The 19,647-nt window shown below is 42.6% G+C and carries 22 protein-coding genes; 10 read left to right on the top strand and 12 right to left on the bottom strand.

Annotated features, from left to right (window positions below; genetic code table 11):
- Nucleotides 1-230 precede the first annotated feature (230 nt).
- Nucleotides 231-1,637 (top strand): FAD-dependent oxidoreductase, encoded by a 1,407-nt coding sequence (locus AC4IFT_RS15215; RefSeq protein ID WP_490751742.1) that lies wholly within the window; start codon nt 231-233, stop codon nt 1,635-1,637.
- A 73-nt stretch (nt 1,638-1,710) separates the two neighbouring features.
- On the opposite strand, the gene sspB is transcribed toward AC4IFT_RS15215, so the two are convergent.
- The 5 genes from sspB to zapE form a co-directional block, all read right to left on the bottom strand.
- The gene (gene sspB / locus AC4IFT_RS15210; protein WP_490733525.1) at nt 1,711-2,205 is read right to left on the bottom strand and encodes a ClpXP protease specificity-enhancing factor; all 495 of its coding nucleotides are present in this window, start codon (nt 2,203-2,205) and stop codon (nt 1,711-1,713) included.
- A gap of 6 nt (nt 2,206-2,211) precedes the next feature.
- On the bottom strand, nt 2,212-2,853 hold the full coding sequence (gene sspA, locus AC4IFT_RS15205) for a stringent starvation protein SspA (RefSeq protein ID WP_490733425.1): 642 nt from the start codon (nt 2,851-2,853) through the stop codon (nt 2,212-2,214).
- A gap of 524 nt (nt 2,854-3,377) precedes the next feature.
- Nucleotides 3,378-3,770 carry a 30S ribosomal protein S9 gene (rpsI, locus tag AC4IFT_RS15200; RefSeq protein ID WP_004258235.1) on the bottom strand — a complete coding sequence of 131 codons (393 nt, stop codon included), beginning with the start codon at nt 3,768-3,770 and terminating at the stop codon, nt 3,378-3,380.
- Between the two features lie 14 nt (nt 3,771-3,784).
- The gene (gene rplM, locus AC4IFT_RS15195; RefSeq protein WP_006814213.1) at nt 3,785-4,213 is read right to left on the bottom strand and encodes a 50S ribosomal protein L13; all 429 of its coding nucleotides are present in this window, start codon (nt 4,211-4,213) and stop codon (nt 3,785-3,787) included.
- A 306-nt stretch (nt 4,214-4,519) separates the two neighbouring features.
- Nucleotides 4,520-5,644 (bottom strand): cell division protein ZapE, encoded by a 1,125-nt coding sequence (gene zapE / locus AC4IFT_RS15190; protein WP_490751740.1) that lies wholly within the window; start codon nt 5,642-5,644, stop codon nt 4,520-4,522.
- A 329-nt stretch (nt 5,645-5,973) separates the two neighbouring features.
- Between zapE and zapG the strand changes: the two genes are divergently transcribed.
- The 3 genes from zapG (at nt 5,974) to degS (ending at nt 9,325) form a co-directional block, all read left to right on the top strand.
- Nucleotides 5,974-6,378 carry a Z-ring associated protein ZapG gene (zapG, locus tag AC4IFT_RS15185; protein WP_004908297.1) on the top strand — a complete coding sequence of 135 codons (405 nt, stop codon included), beginning with the start codon at nt 5,974-5,976 and terminating at the stop codon, nt 6,376-6,378.
- A 373-nt stretch (nt 6,379-6,751) separates the two neighbouring features.
- Nucleotides 6,752-8,146 carry a Do family serine endopeptidase gene (locus AC4IFT_RS15180; RefSeq protein ID WP_490733430.1) on the top strand — a complete coding sequence of 465 codons (1,395 nt, stop codon included), beginning with the start codon at nt 6,752-6,754 and terminating at the stop codon, nt 8,144-8,146.
- A gap of 114 nt (nt 8,147-8,260) precedes the next feature.
- The gene (gene degS / locus AC4IFT_RS15175; protein ID WP_490733432.1) at nt 8,261-9,325 is read left to right on the top strand and encodes an outer membrane-stress sensor serine endopeptidase DegS; all 1,065 of its coding nucleotides are present in this window, start codon (nt 8,261-8,263) and stop codon (nt 9,323-9,325) included.
- A gap of 79 nt (nt 9,326-9,404) precedes the next feature.
- Here the strand turns inward: degS and murA are convergent, their stop codons facing one another.
- The 7 genes from murA to mlaF all read right to left on the bottom strand — a co-directional run bounded on the left by murA (nt 9,405) and on the right by mlaF (nt 14,242).
- Nucleotides 9,405-10,667: a UDP-N-acetylglucosamine 1-carboxyvinyltransferase gene (murA, locus tag AC4IFT_RS15170; protein WP_490751738.1), complete on the bottom strand. Its 1,263-nt coding sequence runs from the start codon at nt 10,665-10,667 to the stop codon at nt 9,405-9,407.
- 52 nt (nt 10,668-10,719) lie between these two features.
- Complete coding sequence (gene ibaG, locus AC4IFT_RS15165; protein WP_206083559.1) at nt 10,720-10,974, bottom strand: BolA family protein; 255 nt, start codon at nt 10,972-10,974, stop codon at nt 10,720-10,722.
- A gap of 216 nt (nt 10,975-11,190) precedes the next feature.
- Nucleotides 11,191-11,481, bottom strand: a complete 291-nt coding sequence (gene mlaB / locus AC4IFT_RS15160) for a lipid asymmetry maintenance protein MlaB (RefSeq protein WP_490733438.1) — start codon at nt 11,479-11,481, stop codon at nt 11,191-11,193.
- Between the two features lies 1 nt (nt 11,482).
- Nucleotides 11,483-12,112 carry a phospholipid-binding protein MlaC gene (gene mlaC, locus AC4IFT_RS15155; protein ID WP_219244565.1) on the bottom strand — a complete coding sequence of 210 codons (630 nt, stop codon included), beginning with the start codon at nt 12,110-12,112 and terminating at the stop codon, nt 11,483-11,485.
- 36 nt (nt 12,113-12,148) lie between these two features.
- A complete protein-coding gene (gene mlaD / locus AC4IFT_RS15150; RefSeq protein ID WP_273826740.1) occupies nt 12,149-12,646 on the bottom strand; it encodes an outer membrane lipid asymmetry maintenance protein MlaD in 498 nt (165 codons plus the stop codon).
- Between the two features lie 3 nt (nt 12,647-12,649).
- Nucleotides 12,650-13,432: a lipid asymmetry maintenance ABC transporter permease subunit MlaE gene (mlaE, locus tag AC4IFT_RS15145; protein ID WP_047756206.1), complete on the bottom strand. Its 783-nt coding sequence runs from the start codon at nt 13,430-13,432 to the stop codon at nt 12,650-12,652.
- Between the two features lie 6 nt (nt 13,433-13,438).
- On the bottom strand, nt 13,439-14,242 hold the full coding sequence (gene mlaF / locus AC4IFT_RS15140; protein WP_490733441.1) for a phospholipid ABC transporter ATP-binding protein MlaF: 804 nt from the start codon (nt 14,240-14,242) through the stop codon (nt 13,439-13,441).
- Between the two features lie 481 nt (nt 14,243-14,723).
- Between mlaF and kdsD the strand changes: the two genes are divergently transcribed.
- The 6 genes from kdsD to rpoN are packed head-to-tail and all read left to right on the top strand — an operon-like array spanning nt 14,724 to nt 19,642.
- Nucleotides 14,724-15,692, top strand: coding sequence for an arabinose-5-phosphate isomerase KdsD (gene kdsD / locus AC4IFT_RS15135; RefSeq protein WP_490733443.1), 969 nt, complete (start codon nt 14,724-14,726; stop codon nt 15,690-15,692).
- 14 nt (nt 15,693-15,706) lie between these two features.
- A complete protein-coding gene (kdsC, locus tag AC4IFT_RS15130; protein ID WP_219244569.1) occupies nt 15,707-16,267 on the top strand; it encodes a 3-deoxy-manno-octulosonate-8-phosphatase KdsC in 561 nt (186 codons plus the stop codon).
- Between the two features lie 16 nt (nt 16,268-16,283).
- Nucleotides 16,284-16,877 (top strand): LPS export ABC transporter periplasmic protein LptC, encoded by a 594-nt coding sequence (lptC, locus tag AC4IFT_RS15125; protein ID WP_219244570.1) that lies wholly within the window; start codon nt 16,284-16,286, stop codon nt 16,875-16,877.
- Nucleotides 16,861-17,424 carry a lipopolysaccharide ABC transporter substrate-binding protein LptA gene (lptA, locus tag AC4IFT_RS15120; RefSeq protein ID WP_219244571.1) on the top strand — a complete coding sequence of 188 codons (564 nt, stop codon included), beginning with the start codon at nt 16,861-16,863 and terminating at the stop codon, nt 17,422-17,424. Before lptC ends, lptA begins: the two co-directional genes overlap by 17 nt.
- Before the next feature lie 5 nt (nt 17,425-17,429).
- A complete protein-coding gene (lptB, locus tag AC4IFT_RS15115) occupies nt 17,430-18,155 on the top strand; it encodes an LPS export ABC transporter ATP-binding protein (protein WP_219244572.1) in 726 nt (241 codons plus the stop codon).
- Between the two features lie 44 nt (nt 18,156-18,199).
- Nucleotides 18,200-19,642, top strand: coding sequence for an RNA polymerase factor sigma-54 (rpoN, locus tag AC4IFT_RS15110; RefSeq protein ID WP_490733446.1), 1,443 nt, complete (start codon nt 18,200-18,202; stop codon nt 19,640-19,642).
- Nucleotides 19,643-19,647: the final 5 nt, after the last annotated feature.

Below are 19,647 nucleotides of genomic sequence, written 5' to 3'. Positions count from 1 at the left end.
AAATGTCGATCCTGCTCATTCAATAGCCATTTTTTATCATTAATGATAAATAACAATCAGGTATTTTCTTTGTTTTAGCTCGGATAAAAATATGCCTTGGCTACTTTTTCGTCATAATTAATTGAAAAACAAATCAATAATGTGACTTATACTTATTTAGCAGTGCTAAACTTCAAGTTTGAAAGATCGCTATACGCCCCAAATTCAGACTAAGTTCAGTAAGGAATACCATGAACTCAAAAATTATTGGTCTCCCGCGAAATGAACCACAAAAAAAAGCGGAAGGGATTCGAAAAATAAATTTCGTTGAAATTTATGAGCCCGATGATGCCAAACAAATTCAGCAACAAGCGAGTCGTTGCCTTTCCTGTGGAAGCCCATTTTGTGAATGGAAATGCCCTTTGCATAATGCCATCCCTAAATGGCTAAAATTAGCAGAGGAAGGACGTATTATAGAAGCGGCTGAATTATCGCATCATACCAATAGCTTGCCAGAAATTTGCGGTCGAATTTGTCCTCAAGATAAACTGTGTGAAATGGCTTGTGTCCTGAACGACACCTTCGGCGCTGTCACCATCGGTCACATAGAACGTTATATCAATGACACAGCTTTTTCGCTTGGATGGCGCCCTGATCTCTCTCGCGTCTCACCAGTCGATCGCCATGTTGCAATTGTTGGGGCAGGTCCTGCGGGGCTTGCTTGCGCTGATGTTTTAGCCCGCAATGGCGTGCAAGTTACTGTCTTTGATAAACACCCAGAAATCGGCGGTTTATTAACCTTCGGAATACCTGCATTTAAATTAGAAAAGCAGGTCATGGTACAACGGCGCGAAATTTTTACCGAAATGGGGATTCAATTTCAACTTAACATCGATATTGGTCAGGATATACACCTAAATACGCTTGAGACGGATTATGACGCGATTTTCCTCGCTACAGGTGCTTACAGTGCAATTAAAGGTGAACTGCGCAGAAATGGCGCTCATGGCTGTTATGATGCCCTTCCTTATTTAATCGCAAATACACGCCATTTACTGCAACTTCCCCAATCACTAGTTGAACCTTATATCAATTTACGCGGAAAAAATGTGGTGGTGTTAGGTGGTGGCGATACCGCGATGGATTGCGTACGTAGCGCTATTCGGCAAGGGGCGGCCCATGTCAGCTGTGTTTATCGACGTGACAAGCAAAGTATGCCTGCTTCATTAAAAGAGATAAATCATGCAATTGAAGAAGGGGCTGAATTTCATTTTAATTTACAAGCCACTGAGATCCTGTTGGATACCTGTCAACAAGCCAACGGAATTTCTGTCATTCGCACGCAAAATGGCGAATTCAAAGACGGTCGCTACGCTGTAGAAACTATCAAAAATTCAGATTTTACGATTAAAGCAGATGCCGTCATTGTTGCTTTTGGTTTTCGCCCACACAAACAACCTTGGATAGAAGACAGCTCGGTACAACTTGACTCTCAGGGGCATATTTGTGCAAGTCGCAACAGCTCGTTTCCTTTCCAAACCTCCCATAAAAAAATATTTGCAGGGGGTGATGCTGTCCGAGGTTCAGATCTTGTCGTCAATGCGATTGCCGATGGACGCAGTGCCGCTGAGGGTATTTTGCTTTTTTTAGCGGTTTAGTGAATTGTAAAAAATAGACATAAAAAAACAGAGGGGAACCCCTCTGTTCATTAATCTTAATAAAAATGAATTGTTACTTAACGACTCTTAACGCAGGTCTGCCTTTAGGCGGTCTTGGTGGCTCGTCATCTGAAGGTTCATCGTTGTTGTTCTCAACTGACTCACTTTCTTGAACCAATGAGATGTTCTCTTCATGTAGCTCATCGACTTCAGCAAAATCAGATGACAACTCTGCATCATATGCAGCTTCAGGTTCGAACATCATCCCTGCACCGTTTTCACGTGCATACACAGCCATAATTGCAGCCATTGGGACATACACTTGACGTGGAACCCCACCAAAACGCGCATTGAAACGCACTTCTTCGTTTGTAATTTCGAAATTACCCACGGCGCGAGGCGCAACATTCAATACAATTTGCCCATCCCGAGCAAACTCCATTGGAACATTCACGGCAGGAATAGTGACATCAACCACCAAATGCGGGGTCATATCGTTATCGAGCAACCATTCATAGTGAGCACGTAACAGATAAGGGCGGCGTGGAGACATTGCTGCCATTTCCATCATAGCTTAGCCTCTTGCTGACAAACGCATTTCGCGTTCTAATTCAGTCAACGATGCTAAGAATGCATCACGCTCAAACACGCGTTGCATGTACATTTGCAAATGTTTGCTGTTATTCAGTTTTAATTCAATACCAAGGACAGGTAAACGCCATAACAGTGGGGCTAAATAGCAATCCACTAAGCTAAACTCGTCACTCATAAAGAATGGCATTTCAGCAAATACAGGAGAAACGGCAATTAGTTCTTCCGCTAATTGGCGACGAGCACTATCTGCTTCTTGTGCGTTGCCTTTCTCAACTTTATGCATTAATGAGTACCAGTCTTTTTCAATTCGGTGCATTAATTGACGGCTAGTTCCGCGCGCAACTGGGTACACTGGCATTAATGGTGGATGAGGAAAACGCTCATCAAGGTATTCCATGATAATCAGTGGATCATATAACGTCAGTTCACGGTCAACCAGTGTCGGGACGCTTTGGTACGGGTTGAGATCAATGAGATCTTGAGGTGGATGACCGGGTTCAACATGTTCAATTTCGACGCTAACCCCTTTTTCTGCCAGTACGATACGTACCTGATGGCTAAAAATGTCAGTTGGGCCTGAGAACAATGTCATTACCGAACGTTTGTTAGGAGCGACAGCCATTAAAACCTCCAAATTACAAAAATGGACGAAATGTAATTAATTTTTTAATTACCCATTACCCATTTTAAAATCCCCTGTGTTCCGCTTTTATTTATCCATACTAAAAGCCAACACAACCCTCCCGCACAGAAAGGCGAGAAATGATGAAATAAAAAAACAGGCGCATATTCTAACAGATTTTGTACAGCTTAGGGGGGTGCAGTAGGGAAAATCATAGATTTATTTTCTTAATAGCCAACAAGCAAAGAAAAAACAGGGGAATACGTCGATTAAATCAAAATTAACAGGCAATAAACCTTGGAGTTGACTTCATGGCTATTACATTAATATGCTTAAAAAATGTCATTTATATTCGCATGAGTTGATAATTTTAAATTCTAGACTAATTAATTATCTTTTTCTGCTTATTATATTTACTTCTTTTTTATATTATCTTTTTTTGCCTGCTTACAGATTTTTAGGCAATAAAAAACCCGCCATAAAGACGGGTTTTTTCATCAATTTTATGCCTAAAAGGCAATAAATTAACGTTTGGAGAACTGTGGACGACGACGTGCTTTACGCAGACCCACTTTCTTACGTTCAACAGAACGCGCATCACGGGTAACGAAACCAGCTTTACGCAGATCAGAACGAAGAGTCTCATCATAAGCCATCAGTGCACGAGTAATACCGTGACGGATTGCGCCTGCTTGACCTGAAATACCACCACCTTTAACAGTGATGTACAGATCCAGTTTTTCCAACATTTCAACCAATTCTAACGGCTGACGAACGACCATGCGCGCAGTTTCGCGACCAAAGTACTGTTCCAGCGTACGCTGATTGATTGTGATGTTACCGCTACCCGGCTTAATAAAGACACGAGCAGATGAGCTTTTGCGGCGACCAGTGCCGTAGTATTGATTTTCAGCCATTGCTATAATCCCGATTAAATGTCAAGAACTTGCGGTTGTTGAGCCGCGTGGTTGTGCTCATTACCTGCGTAAACTTTCAGTTTACGGTACATTGCACGACCCAGAGGTCCTTTTGGCAACATGCCTTTAACCGCGATTTCAAGCACACGCTCAGGACTGCGAGCAATCATTTCTTCGAAAGTTGCTTGCTTGATTCCACCTACATGGCCAGTGTGGCGATAGTAGATTTTGTCTTCGCGTTTTTTGCCGGTAACAGCAATTTTTTCTGCATTCAGAACGATGATGTAATCACCAGTATCCACGTGCGGAGTGTATTCCGCTTTATGCTTACCGCGCAGACGGCTAGCAATTTCTGTTGCAAGACGGCCTAAAGTTTTGCCATCTGCATCAACAACGTACCAGTCGCGTTTTACGGTCTCTGGTTTAGCTGTAAAAGTTTTCATTAAAACTTACCCAATATTGAAGTTACACGTTGGTGAACACTCATGTTCATAAGCTTTCTGAGGTTCACACGACTCTTTGTCCAGTAAACCTACCCCTTCGAGCAGCCTAACTGGCATTATGCGTTATTTTTTGGGAAATAAAAAATAGCGCTGTAACGTGGGGTCGCAAGATTATAGAGAAGTCGGAAACAAAAATCGACCCCAAATGCATTTTTTTTACGTTTGTGTGAATATCCAACGCCATTTGTACTTAATTTGAACGTTTTGGCTTATTTCAGCGCTAAAACTCACATGCGCTCGAAAAACTTAAGCCAAATGCGGGATTTTTAAATACTCTTCGCTTTGCATTTCTTGTAAGCGTGATAAGCAACGTTGGTATTCAAAAGCTAAAAGCTGCCCCTGATAAAGGGATTCCATCGGGACTTCCGCATTAATCACGAGTTTCACTTTACGCTCGTAAAACTCATCCACCAGCGCAAGAAAACGCCGTGCAGGGTTTTCGTCTTTTGTCCCCATCACAGGTACATCGTACAATAAAACTGTGTGATAACAGTTTGATAAATAAATATAGTCATTTTGACTTCGCGGCTCTTCACACAGCACTTTAAACTCAACGGCTAAAACACCTTCAGACGAACGAAGTACCTGCATTTTCCGGTGATTGACTTCTAAAACTGGGTTTATCGCCCCCTGTTTCCCCGCCAATTTGACAAAAACATCATCCAAGTGCTGGCGATTTTGTGCATTTATCGGAGATAAAAAGAGGTGGGCTTGCGTCAATGTGCGCAAGCGATAATCAATCCCTGCATCAACATTCATAACATCGCAATATTTTTTGATTTGCTCAATGGCTGGCAAAAAGCGCGCGCGCTGTAACCCATTACGATATAAGTTATCGGGGATAATATTGGACGTGGCGACCAGTGTGATCCCGCGAGCAAACAAGCCTTCCAGCAAGGTACCTAAAATCATTGCATCCGTAATATCAGAGACAAAAAACTCATCGAAACACAATACATCCGTTTGTTTTTTAAACTCATCAGCAATGATATCCAGCGGATTTTCTTGCCCCTGTAATGCCATCAAATCTTCCTGCACTTTCTTCATAAAACGATGAAAATGCAGCCGCAGTTTACGATCACCCGGCAAACTCTCATAAAACATGTCCATTAGCCATGTTTTCCCGCGCCCCACGCCGCCCCACATATATAAGCCGTGGACAGGCTCTATTGATTTATTGGACGCGTTTTTTCCTAATAAACGGCTAAAAAAACCGCTTGGTTTTTCATTCGGTGTGACTAATGTGGAATTAGTAAGCTGATGATAAATTTTATCTAAACGTTCTACGGCAAGCTTCTGTACGTCATCAGGCTGATAATTGCCATCCGCGAGCGCTTGTTGATAACGCATTGTAGGGGTCATCGGTGACATTAACTGAGTAATCCTTAAAAAATTTTCGGTTTTTTTACCGTTATTTGATATACACTGCCTTTATTATAACCAGATTCAGTTATCATTTAACTTTCGGTTAACGAATCATCATAGAGTAAGGAAATTCACTTTAAGATTCCACTCTTAAAGTTGTTAACTGTTTATAATAACTCGATTCAAGCGTTGTGGGTTTTCTCATCACTTAACCGCTAAATTACAATATGTTGAGATGCTTTACTTGACGCCTACATGCAACTTGAATTATTTAAGGTATAGTAACGGTAACGACGCTTAATTTCTGCGAACATTGAAGTAATGAAGGAGTCAGCATGACCTGGGAGTATGCATTAATCGGATTGATTGTCGGTTTTATCATCGGTGCATTAGTTGTCCGCTATGGTAATCCAAAACTTCGCCAACAAAAAACAGCGCAAGCTGAGCTAGACAAAAAAAGTACTGAGCTAGAAGAGTACCGTAAAGAATTAGTCAGCCACTTTGCTCGTAGCGCAGAATTATTGGATAAAATGGCGCGTGACTACCGTCAGCTTTATCAACATATGGCACAAAGTTCATCTGAATTAATGCCAGATATGCCAGCACAAGATAACCCATTTAACTATCGCTTGACCGAATCCGAAGCGGATAACGATCAAGCGCCAGTGAAAATGCCACCAAGAGATTACTCTGACGGTGCATCGGGCTTATTCCGCCCGATTGAAGAGAAAGAAAAATAGTTTCTGATTGTATATCACCAGTAAGTCCCGCTTACTGGTGATTTCTTATTGTATTCGCTTTAATCCCCAACTCTATTCGCATCATCCACTGCAAAGTATTCATTTAATAATCCTGAACAACATTTCCATCTAAATTAAATTTAATGATTTATTTAGCAACCGTATAGAAGTTAAAGTTTTACTTAAGTTGCATGTAAATAGATGTAAAAGAGTGGTTAATTGCTATCTGTAAGTGGAACTTTTGCGCATAATCTGTGGTCATAGTCATCAGTAAAATTGAATCTTATACCAACCAAATAGAAGCTCATTGTGTTTGCCAAACGAAAGGCTCACAGTGAATTAAACCTTTATTCTTGAGAGAATTGACTGAATTATGAAAAGAAAAAACTTTTTTCTTACCGCTGTAGCAATGAGTTTAGGCTTATCTTTGGCCACTATTCCCACTGTAAGTAGTGCTGCACTCCCTGCGACACTGCCAGCAACGGCGCAAAGCCAAAACATGCCGAGCCTTGCACCAATGCTGGAAAAAGTATTGCCAGCGGTGGTGAATATTCACGTATCGGGAACTCGCGTACAAAACCAACAAATCCCTGAAGAATTAAAATTCTTCTTTGGCCCTAATGCACCTTCACAGCAACAAAGCGTGCGCCCATTTGAAGGCCTTGGTTCAGGGGTTATTATCGATGCCCAGCAAGGTTATATTTTAACCAACAACCATGTTATTGATGGCGCAGATAAAATTCAAATTCAATTAAATGATGGCCGTGAAATTGCCGTCAAATTGATTGGTAAAGACCCGCAAACCGATATCGCGTTACTGAAAATCTCAAATGATAAAGATATCAAAAATTTAACCGCCGTCAGTATTGCTGATTCCGATAAATTGCGTGTGGGTGATTTTGCTGTCGCGGTTGGTAACCCATTCGGATTAGGCCAAACAGCTACTTCGGGGATTATTTCTGCATTAGGTCGTAGTGGCTTGAATCTTGAGGGCTTAGAAAACTTTATTCAAACCGATGCATCCATCAACCGTGGTAACTCTGGTGGTGCCTTAGTGAACTTAAACGGTGAGCTGATTGGCATCAACACCGCTATTTTAGCCCCTGGTGGTGGTAATATCGGTATCGGTTTTGCTATCCCAAGCAATATGGCGAAAAACCTCAGTGAGCAGCTAATTAAGCACGGCGAAGTTAAGCGCGGTATCTTAGGTATTAAAGGGACTGAGATGAATTCAGACATCGCAAAAGCCTTCAATATTGATGCTCAGCGCGGTGCGTTTGTCAGTGAAGTTCTGCCGAAATCATCTGCTGCAAAAGCAGGTATTAAATCAGGTGACGTTCTAGTCTCTGTCGATGGTAAGCGCATTAACAGTTTTGCGGAATTAAGAGCTAAAATTGGTACTAGCCAAATCGGCAAAGAAATCACTATTGGCCTTATCCGTTCAGGCAAACCAATGGATGTAAAAGTTGTTCTTGAAAATGATGAAGGCTCAGCAACACGCGCAGAGAAATTAACTGAATCATTATTAGGCGCAACGATTTCGAATGCGACTATTAGCAATACACGTGGTGTTCAAGTGGACAGCGTCGCACCTAAATCCCCTGCTGCAGCTATTGGCTTAGTCAAAGGTGACTTAATCTTTGGCGTGAACGATCAACGCGTTGAAACTATTGAGCAATTCCGCAAAATCATCGATGGTAAGCCTCCAGTACTGGCAATGAAAGTCTTACGTGATGGTGAAACCTTATATTTATTAATGCGCAATTAATTAATAAACGTAGGTCTTAAAATCAATAAAACAGGTACAGTATCACTCTGCTGTACCTGTTTTTTTATGTTATGCTCACTGCATGTTTAAAAATAACTGAATCTCCAATATCTTATGGTAAAGAAGCTAACCATCTCTGTCCTGCTTGGCCTATTGACTGCATTGATTATCATCATTGCGGTACCTTCTTTGCGCCCACAAGGTTTAGCGGATTTACTGTATGGCAGAACAAATAGCGAGCCTATCAGTTATAACAAAGCTGTGCGTCGTGCAGCTCCAGCCGTGGTTTATGTTTACAGTAGCTCGAAAGGCAGTTTTTCCCAGTCTGGACGTGAACTAAAATCGTTAGGCTCAGGTGTGATTATGAGCCCGAATGGCTATATCATTACCAATAAGCATGTGGTTGATAACCCAGATCAAATCTTAGTAGCACTGCAAGACGGCGCCATTTTTGATGCCTTACTGGTAGGTTCTGATTCACTGACAGACCTTGCTATACTTAAGATTGATGCGGATAACCTCCCTGTAATCCCCATTAATACTCAACGTGTCACCCATGTGGGGGATGTCGTCTTAGCTATTGGCAATCCCTACAATATTGGTCAAACCGTCACCCAAGGCATTATTAGTGCGACAGGCCGTGTGGGTCTAAGCTCGACACGTCGGCAAAACTTCTTACAAACTGATGCTTCAATTAATTCAGGTAACTCTGGTGGAGCCCTAATTAATACCGAAGGTGAGTTAGTCGGGATTAACACCCTTTCTTTCACTGCGGGACAAGGAATTACGTCAGAAGGCCTCAGTTTTGCCATTCCGACTGCGCTTGCAACTAAAATTATGGATAAACTGATCCGTGATGGCCGAGTGATCCGTGGCTATATTGGCATTACCGCGCGTGAGCTTCCACAAATCAGATCAAACAATAATAATATCAACCAGATACAAGGGCTACGTATTTTCCAAGTTGCGCCAAATGGCCCAGCGGCTAAATCGGGTATTGTTCAAGGAGATATCATTTTATCTGTTGATGGAAAACCCGCTATCTCTGCTGCTGAAACTATGGATTTCGTGGCTGAAATTCGCCCCGGCAGTAAAGCCTCTGTGCAAATTTTGCGAGACGGCGAAACGAAAACTATCGATGTCGTTATTGAAGAAAATCCTGAAGGACAAGCTGGTTAATTGCAGGCAAATAAATTTGACGATAAAAAATGCCGTTCAATTGAACGGCATTTTTGTTTCAATTCAATAAACGAGAACGTTAGTCGTCTGAATGAACACGCTGAATATCTGCCCCTAAACCACGTAGCTTGTCTTCAATATGCTCATAACCACGGTCAATGTGGTAAATACGGTCAACCGTTGTAGTGCCTTCTGCAATACAACCTGCAATAACAAGGCTTGCAGATGCACGTAAATCTGTTGCCATCACTTGTGCACTGGTTAGCTTCTCAACGCCATGGCACAACACCGTATTACTTTCGATTTCCGCATGCGCACCCATACGGATAAGCTCAGGGATATGCATAAAACGGTTTTCAAAAATTGTCTCAGTGATAAGCCCTGCACCTTCAGCGACTAAGTTTAGTAAGCTGAACTGTGCTTGCATGTCTGTTGGGAACCCCGGATGTGGTGCCGTACGGATAGTCACCGCTTTAGGGCGTTTACCTTCCATATCTAAGCTAATCCAGTCATCACCGATTTCAATCGTTGCCCCTGCTTCGCGCAATTTTGCTAATACTGCATCCAGTGTATCTGGGCGTGCATTACGGCAAATCACTTTACCGCGAGAAACTGCCGCCGCGATTAAGAATGTGCCTGTTTCAATACGGTCAGGCAGAACTTGGTATGTACCACCACCTAAACGCTCAACCCCTTCAATCACAATACGGTCAGTGCCTGCACCGGTAATTTTTGCACCAAGGGTGTTTAAGAAATTAGCCGTGTCTTCAATTTCTGGTTCGCGCGCCGCATTTTCGATGGTTGTTGTGCCTTCCGCTAATGTGGCAGCTGTCATAATAGAGACCGTTGCCCCTACGCTAACTTTATCCATCACGATGCAGGCCCCTTTCAGGCGACCATCAACGGTGGCTTTCACATAACCATCTTCCAGAACAATATTTGCACCTAACTGTTCTAAACCAGAAATATGTAAATCAACAGGACGAGCACCAATAGCACAACCACCCGGCAGAGAAACTTCGCCATGACCAAAACGTGCCACTAAAGGTGCCAGCGCCCAGATAGAAGCACGCATGGTTTTCACGAGGTCATAAGGGGCGCAGTAAGTGCTTACTGTGCTCGCATCAACAAATACTGAACCATTACGTTTCACTTTCGTGCCAAGCTGATTCAATAATTTAATGGTGGTGTCGATATCCCTCAAATGAGGAACATTCTGTATTTCTACAGGCTCTTCAGCCAATAGAGCAGCGAACAGGATTGGCAGCGCAGCATTTTTCGCGCCAGAAATAGTAACCTCGCCCGATAAACGGGTTGGTCCTTTAACTAAAAACTTATCCATTCAAGTATTCTCGTATGTCGAATTGTACAGGCTGTTCGCTTAGGCTTTGAAATCAAAGGCCACTAAGTTTACGATCGCGCTCCCATTGCGCAGGGGTGTACGCTTTAATTGATAGAGCATGGATGCGGTTATCCGCAATATATTCCATCAATGGCGCATAAATTGCTTGCTGTTGCTTAACACGGCTCATACCGTCAAACATGTCACCGACAGCGATAACCTGAAAGTGGCTACCATCACCTGTAACAATAGCCTCATCCAGAGACAACTTTTCCATCAATACTTGTTTTATTTCGTTGGTTTCCATAGTGACTCTATTATGATTATTTGTGGTTTTTCAATTTTACTCTGACTAATTCTAGTTGAATGTGCCCAATTAGTCACAACTCGAATTGAAAGAGCATAAACGTCTATCCTAAAGGATTAAGCCTAACACTTAAACCAAAGAAAACGCCCCTAACGCACAAATGCACGTAGAGGCGCTTATTTTTACATAACTTGACCGAATTTAGGACTCATCGCCTTAATCCAGAATGATGGTTTTCACCCCATACAACTCAATAAGTGTATTCAAGTTATCACTGGCACCAATAATCTTCAGCGGCAGTTTTTTGGTTTGAAACTCGCCTTTTAAGCGAACTAACATTGCCAGCCCTGTTGAATCCACATGGGTTAAGCCTGAAACATCTATTTTTTCAATCTGTTCCAGCAATGGGGATTTTTTATCCCAAAACGACATCAACGAGTCACGGTCTAATGAGCCCGTCAAATGCAGTGTTGATTGCGTTTTTTCCCATGCCAATGCGTGGCTCATATTAGTTTTTCTCTTCTAACGTAATTGGCGCTTTTGCACTGATTTCTAACTGTTTTGTTAAGCCATCAATGCCTTGTTTACGTAAAATATCGCCCCACTCATTTTGCTTGGTGGTGATCATGCTTACGCCTTCAGCGATCATATCATACGCTTGCCAATAACCCGTTTTGCTGTTTTTACGCCATTGGAAATCTAAGCGTACCGGCGGACGGCCATTGGTGTCGGTGATTGTGACACGAATAGCAACGATATTTTTATCGCCAACAGGTTGTTCTGGCGCAATTTGGTAAGTTTGACCATGGTACATTGCCAGTGCTTGGCCATAAACCTGCTCAAGGTAGTCTTCGAATGCCGCAAAGTAAGCATCACGCTGTGCAGGGGTTGCACCTTTATAGTAAGTCCCTAAAACCAGCGCACCTGCATATTTAATTTGCACATAAGGCAGTAATTCTTCACGAACAATCGTTCTTAGGTATTCAGGATCTTGTTTAATCTTCGGCTGTTCAGATTTCAACCGATTAAAAGTTTTTGCTGCCGCCTCATCCATTAATTTATACGGATTCGTTTGGTCTACCGCCATCGCAAATGGCGCAATAGCCAACATGGCAACCATCATTAAACGTTTAAACATAATTCATTCCTTTAACTATTTTGAGGGAGCTGCGGATTATTTAGATGCAGGCTCAGCACCTTGACTATCGCCACTCTTATACAAGAACTGCCCGATTAAATCTTCCAACACCATTGCAGGTTTAGTGTCTTCAAGGCGTCCACCATTTTTCAAGATAGCAGTCCCTAACTCTTCATCATCAGGACCAATATTCATAGCAATATACTGTTCGCCCAGTAAACCTGATGTCCGAATGGATAAAGAACTTGAATCTGGAATATTGTCATATTCACTTAGTAAATCGATTTTTACTTCAGGTACATAGTTCTTTTTATCGAGGGTGATACTGGCAACACGGCCAACAACCACACCACCAACTTTGATTGGAGAACCTTCTTTCAAGCCACCAATATTTTCAAATGACGCTGAAATTTGATAGGTGGATTGGCTACCAATCGATTTCAAATCGGCGACTTTTAAACATAAAAAGATAATGGCGGCGATCGCCAACAACATAAAACAGCCAACCCATATTTCACTTTTTTTACTTTGCATGACTTAGTTCCCAAACATCAGTGCGGTAAGTACGAAATCCAGTCCTAAAACAGACAATGACGCATGAACAACGGTTCTCGTTGTTGCTTGGCTGATCCCTTCCGAGGTTGGAATTGCATCATAGCCATTAAACAGTGCGATCCATGTTACGGTGAACGCAAACACTAAGCTTTTGATAACACAGTTAACCAGATCTAATCGCCAATCGATTGAAGATTGCATTGATGCCCAGAAAAAGCCTTCATCAATCCCCTTCCAATCCACACCAACCAATGCACCGCCTAAAATACCGACAGCCACAAAAATCAGTGATAACAACGGCATACTAATAAAACCAGCCCAGAAGCGTGGTGCAATAACCCGTCTTAATGGGTCTACCGCCATCATTTCTAAACTCGAAATTTGCTCAGTGGCTTTCATTAAACCAATTTCAGCTGTCAATGCCGAACCCGCACGCCCTGCAAATAACAAGGCCGTCACAACAGGACCAAGCTCCCTTAATAGAGAAAGTGCCACCATCATGCCTAGGCTCGCTTCTGCACTGAATGTGGTGAGGACAAGGTAGCCTTGTAGCCCCAACACCATGCCAATAAATAAGCCCGATACTGCCACAATCAATAAAGACTGTACGCCTACCGCATACAGTTGCTTCATTAGAAGCGGCCACTGTTTGCCAAATTCAGGTTTACCTAATAAGGCGCGAAACAGCATGTAGCCTGCTCGCCCAAAAGCAGAAAAAATATCAATCCATCGACGTCCGAAGGCTGCTATCGCCTTTATTATCATCTTATTTTACCCTAATAAATCGGCCAGATAATCATTGGCAGGAAAACGGAACGGCACAGGACCATCAGCAATACCATCAAGAAATTGGCGCACGCGAGGGTCTTGGTTATCACGCAGCGCTTCACCCGTTCCCTGAGCAATCACATGCTGCTGGGCAACAATATACGCATTATCTGCAATGCTCAAGACCTCTGGCACATCATGAGAAACCACCACACATGTTACGCCAAGCGCCTGATTTAATTCATCAATAAGTTTAACCAAAACCCCCATCGTAATCGGGTCTTGCCCTACAAAAGGCTCATCAAACATGATCAAATCTGGGTCAAGGGCAATGGCGCGTGCTAAAGCTGCACGGCGTGCCATTCCGCCAGAAAGCTCAGATGGCATCAATGCAGCCGCCCCGCGTAACCCGACCGCCTCTAATTTCATCATCACGGTCGTGCGAATTAAAGACTCGGGTAAATTTGTATGTTCACGCAGTGGAAACGCTACGTTATTAAACACATCCATATCAGTGAACAACGCCCCTGATTGGAACAACATGCTCATTTTTTTACGTGCTTGATATAATTTGGAACGTGATAATGACGGGATATTGTCGCCATCAAACCAAATTTCACCTTCATTTGGGCGTAATTGCCCACCAATCAAGCGCAGCAATGTGGTTTTACCAATCCCAGATGGCCCCATTATTGCCGTAATTTTACCACGAGGAACAGTCAGGTTAATATTTTCAAATATTTTCCGATTGCCTCGAGTAAAGGACATGTTCCGTACTTCGATTAAGTTGTCTGTCTGTGCTTGCATTGTTAAATAACTCGTTATACATCATGCCTGAATATCATGTTTACCCGCTCAGATATTACCGAAAGATAAACTGAAAATCGTCTAATATCACAACGAAATAGAATTTATAGTATTATAGCGCCGAAAATGTGACTTTTAGTGTTACAACTGTGTTTTTGTATAAATAACACCAACCAAAACTGATTAAATTAATTTATAGTCAGTAAAAATTGCCTGCAATAACAGCAGATAGCTCTTAGAATGTGGCGTTTAATTAATGGTGAGGATACGCGAATTTACCCGCCTATTTTTGGTTCAAGATGCTAAAGAAAGCAGATTTTACCTCTCCAATTGTACTTTGGATCACCGTAAAATAACAATTAGGTACGAAACTATCATTAAAGATAGCTTAACAGACAAAATACTTACTGATACTAAGTATTCGTTATACAATTCATTTTTGCTTATCCGATTCACTTAAAAGCTACGCATGGAACGAGAAATGTCAAACTTCGATTTTCAGAAAGTAGGTAAAGAAGTTCTCCATATCGAACACGAAGGCTTAAAAAACCTAGAACAATATATTAATGCTGACTTTAACCGCGCTTGCCAATTGATTTTTGGTTGTGAAGGTAAAGTTGTCGTGATGGGAATGGGAAAATCTGGGCACATCGGCCGTAAAATTGCAGCGACATTAGCCAGTACGGGTACCCCCTCCTTTTTTGTTCACCCAGGCGAAGCTAGCCATGGTGATTTAGGGATGATAACGAATAAAGATGTAGTACTCGCCATTTCAAACTCAGGGGAGTCTGGTGAAATTTTAGCGTTACTGCCTGTTTTAAAGCGTATTAAGGTTCCCTTAATCTGTATGACAAACAACCCTGATAGTAATATGGGGAAATATGCAGATGTCCATTTGTGCATTAAGGTGCCACAGGAAGCCTGCCCATTAGGGCTCGCACCAACAACCAGTACCACGGCAACCTTAGTGATGGGCGATGCCTTAGCTATTGCATTGTTAACTGCTCGTGGGTTTACTGCAGATGATTTCGCACTTTCTCACCCAGGCGGCGCACTTGGGCGCAAACTTTTACTCTTAGTTCGTGATTTAATGAATACGGGTGAGGATATCCCCCATATTCCTAAAAGCGCGTCTTTGCGTGAAGCTTTAGTCGAAATTACCCGTAAAAAACTGGGTATGACTGTGGTTTGTGATGACGAGATGAATATTGAGGGTATCTTCACGGATGGTGATTTACGCCGTATCTTTGATATGGGAATTGACCTGAATAACGCGAAAATTGCGGATCTCATGACCCCTGGTGGCATTCGAGTCTCCCCAAGTATGTTAGCCGTTGAAGCGCTCAATTTAATGCAATCAAAACACGTAACCTCATTGTTAGTTGCACAAGACAATAAATTAGTGGGTGTTTTACACATGCACGACCTGCTCCAAGCAGGTGTTGTATAATATAAGGAAATACCATGAGTTCTCAAAACTTGAACACCTGCTACGGCCCCGTTGCCACTTCCGTCATCGAAAAAGCCGCTAAAATTAAGCTGCTCATTTGCGATGTCGATGGCGTGATGTCCGATGGTTTGGTGTATATGGGGAATAATGGTGAAGAGCTCAAAGCCTTTAATGTGCGTGATGGATATGGTATTCGTTGCCTATTAACGTCCGATATTGAAGTCGCCATTATTACTGGCAGAAAAGCCAAGCTCCTCGAAGATAGAGCGCAAACTTTAGGCATTACATATCTTTACCAAGGCCAAAGCGATAAGCTTTTGGCGTATCGTGAACTGTTAGATACACTACAACTAGCAGAAGACGAAGTGGCTTATATTGGCGACGACCTCATCGACTGGCCTGTTATGGCACGAGTCGGGTTATCTGTCGCTGTTGCGGATGCGCATCCGCTGCTCCTACCGAAGGCAAACTACGTAACACGCATCGGTGGTGGTAAGGGCGCAGTACGTGAACTTTGTGACCTGATCCTTCTTTCCCAAGGTAAATTGGAAGAAGCGAAAGGCTTATCGATATAACGAATAGATTGAATTCATGAGCAATGCGAAGAAGTGGTTAATCATTATTTTGTCCTTGGTTGCGTTAGGGCTTATTGGCTGGAATTTAGCAGGCAATGACGCATCTGACTCACAGGAGAAAGTAATCAATGATGGGCAACCTAATTATCAAACTGATGATTCAGTGACTTACGTCTATAACCCAACAGGAAATCTAGCGTATAAACTCGTTTCAGATAAAATTGATAATTATACTGAAGGGAAAATCACGTGGTTTTCGAAACCCGTTTTAACTACTTATAACGAAGCTGGCGTGCCTACATGGACAGTCACAGCCTTCAAAGCAAGGTTAACAAACGACAGGGTGCTTTACCTGTACAGTGATGTCCAAGTCGATAGTTTAACAAAAGAGTCGCAGATACAACGAATTACAACTGAAAGTGCAGTTGTCAATTTGACAACACAAGACGTTTCATCCGACGATAAAGTGACCATTATTGGGCACGGTCTTAATTCTACTGGTTTGAAAATGAAGGGAAATCTTCGTACTAGAACCGCAGAATTAATCGAGGATGTGAAAACTCATTATGTGTTACAACCGGAAGAGCATCAAAATGAATCAAGTAACTAAGAAGCGTTTTATTCAAGGAGCGGTTGCCAGTGCAATTTTGGCTCTTAGCCTCCCAGCGATGGCATTAAAAAGTGACACCCAGCAGCCGATGACGATTAACTCGGTCAAACAATCTCTTGATTTAGAAAAGAACGTCACCACATTTACCGATGACGTTGTGATTAAACAAGGCTCTATTGATATTCGTGCTAACAAAGTGGTTGTAACACGTCCAAGCAGCGACTCGGATAAAATTGTGATCGAAGCTTTCGGTAATCCTGTGACGTTTTACCAGTTGCAAGATGACGGTAAGCCAATCAAAGGCCATGCAAACAAAGCGCGCTATGAAGTGGATAAACAGCTCGTCACTTTAACGGGCGGTGCGTATTTAGAGCAGCTAGACAGCAATATCAAAGGCGACAAAATCACCTATGTTGTACCAACACAGCAAATGGAAGCCTTTAGTGATAAAGGCAAGCGCGTGACTACCGTGATTTTGCCTGCGCAATTGCAAGAAAAAGGCCCAGCAGCAAACAATTCATCAGCAACTACGGGTAAGAGTAAATAATCGTTATGGCGACACTAACCGCAGAGAATCTGGCTAAATCCTATAAAAAACGCAAGGTTGTTGAAGATGTCAGCCTTGAAGTTAAATCAGGCGAAATTGTTGGCCTGTTAGGGCCAAATGGTGCCGGTAAAACCACCACCTTTTATATGGTTGTGGGTATTGTTCAGCGGGATGCGGGCAAAATTTTAATTGATGGTGAAGATATCAGCTTACTGCCACTGCATGAACGTGCACGTCGCGGTATTGGCTACCTACCTCAAGAAGCCTCTATTTTCCGTCGCCTTAGCGTTTATGATAACCTGATGGCGGTACTTGAAATCCGCGAAGATTTAACGTCTCAACAACGTAAAGAGCGTGCTGAAGAGTTAATGGAAGAGTTTAGCATCACACATCTTCGCGACAGCATGGGGCAATCCCTTTCAGGTGGTGAACGCCGCCGTGTTGAGATTGCTAGAGCGCTGGCCGCTAATCCAAAATTCATTTTATTAGATGAACCCTTTGCGGGGGTTGACCCAATCTCTGTCTTGGATATTAAAAAAATCATCCAGCATTTACGTGACTATGGCCTTGGCGTATTGATTACCGACCATAATGTTCGTGAGACGCTAGATGTGTGTGAAAGAGCCTATATTGTGAGCCAAGGCCACCTTATCGCCCATGGCACACCAACGATGATCTTGGAAAATGAACAAGTGAAACGTGTATACTTAGGTGAAGGTTTCCGGTTATAAACCGTGATATCGAGTTTCGTTGTTAGGGAGAAAAAAACACTTTCATGAAGCAAAGTTTGCAGCTCAGAGTCAGTCAACAACTTGCAATGACCCCTCAATTGCAGCAGGCAATCCGTCTGTTGCAACTTTCTACACTTGAGCTTCAACAAGAAATTCAACTTGCGTTGGAAACCAACCCGCTTCTTGAACAAGAAGAACTCGGTTCTGAAAGTGACTCAATTGATTCTCTCGATACCACTGACAGCAGCGAACTCGATACAAAAGATGCTTTAGAAAACAATGATATGCCTGAGGAACTTCCTCTTGATGCCGATTGGGATGAAATCTACACGGCAGGAACACCATCAGGCACCAGCAATGATTACAGCTTCGATGAGCTGCCTGTTTACCAAGGTGAAACCACACAAACGCTGCAAGATTATCTAACGTGGCAATCCGATCTCACCCCGTTTACAGATACAGACCGTGCGATTGCCACCGCAATTATTGATTCTATAGATGATTCCGGCTATCTCACTACATCAATCTCTGATATACATGAAGGGATTGATAACCCTGAAATTACCCTAGAAGAAGTCATTGCAGTGCTAAAGCGTATTCAGCACTTTGACCCGCTTGGTGTTGCTGCACAAGATTTAAAAGAATGTTTATTGATTCAGCTTTCGCTCTACCCAAAAGAAACGGGTGGGTTACAAGAAGCTAAGATAATCATCAGCAACCACATTGATTTGCTTGCTAATCGTGATTTTAGGCAGCTCGGCAAATTAACGCGCTTAAAGGAAGATGCACTGAAAACGGCTATCGATTTGATTTTAACCTTAAATCCAAAGCCAGGGCAGTCTATCAATACAGGCGAATCGGAATATGTTATTCCAGATGTTTTAGTGAAAAAGATAGCTGGGCACTGGCAAGTTGAGCTAAATACAGATAGCATTCCTAAACTAAGTATTAACAATCATTATGCTTCGATGGCAAATAGTTCAGCTAGCGATGATGATACACAATACATTCGTAGCCACCTGCAAGATGCAAAATGGTTGATTAAAAGCTTAGAAAGCCGCCATGAAACGCTGTTAAAAGTGGCAACCTGTATCGTTGAACAGCAACAAGAATTCTTTGAGTTAGGTGAGGAGTACATGAAACCGATGATATTGGCAGATATTGCCTATCAAGTGGACATGCATGAATCCACCATCTCTCGAGTGACAACTCAAAAGTTTCTCCACAGCCCACGAGGCATTTTTGAGTTGAAGTATTTTTTCTCAAGCCATGTAAGCACGGACACAGGCGGCGAAGCCTCATCCACTGCAATTCGGGCCTTGGTGAAAAAACTGGTTGCTGCTGAAAACCCAGCAAAACCATTGAGTGACAGTAAATTGACGAGTATGCTGGAAGAACAAGGTATTCAAGTGGCTCGTCGTACTGTTGCTAAGTATCGTGAATCGTTATCTATTCCGCCCTCAAACCAGCGTAAACAACTGGTTTAATTGAT

The sequence above is a fragment of the Providencia sp. UF-183 genome, from assembly GCF_058246155.1.
This window is presented reverse-complemented; position numbering and strand designations above follow the sequence as displayed.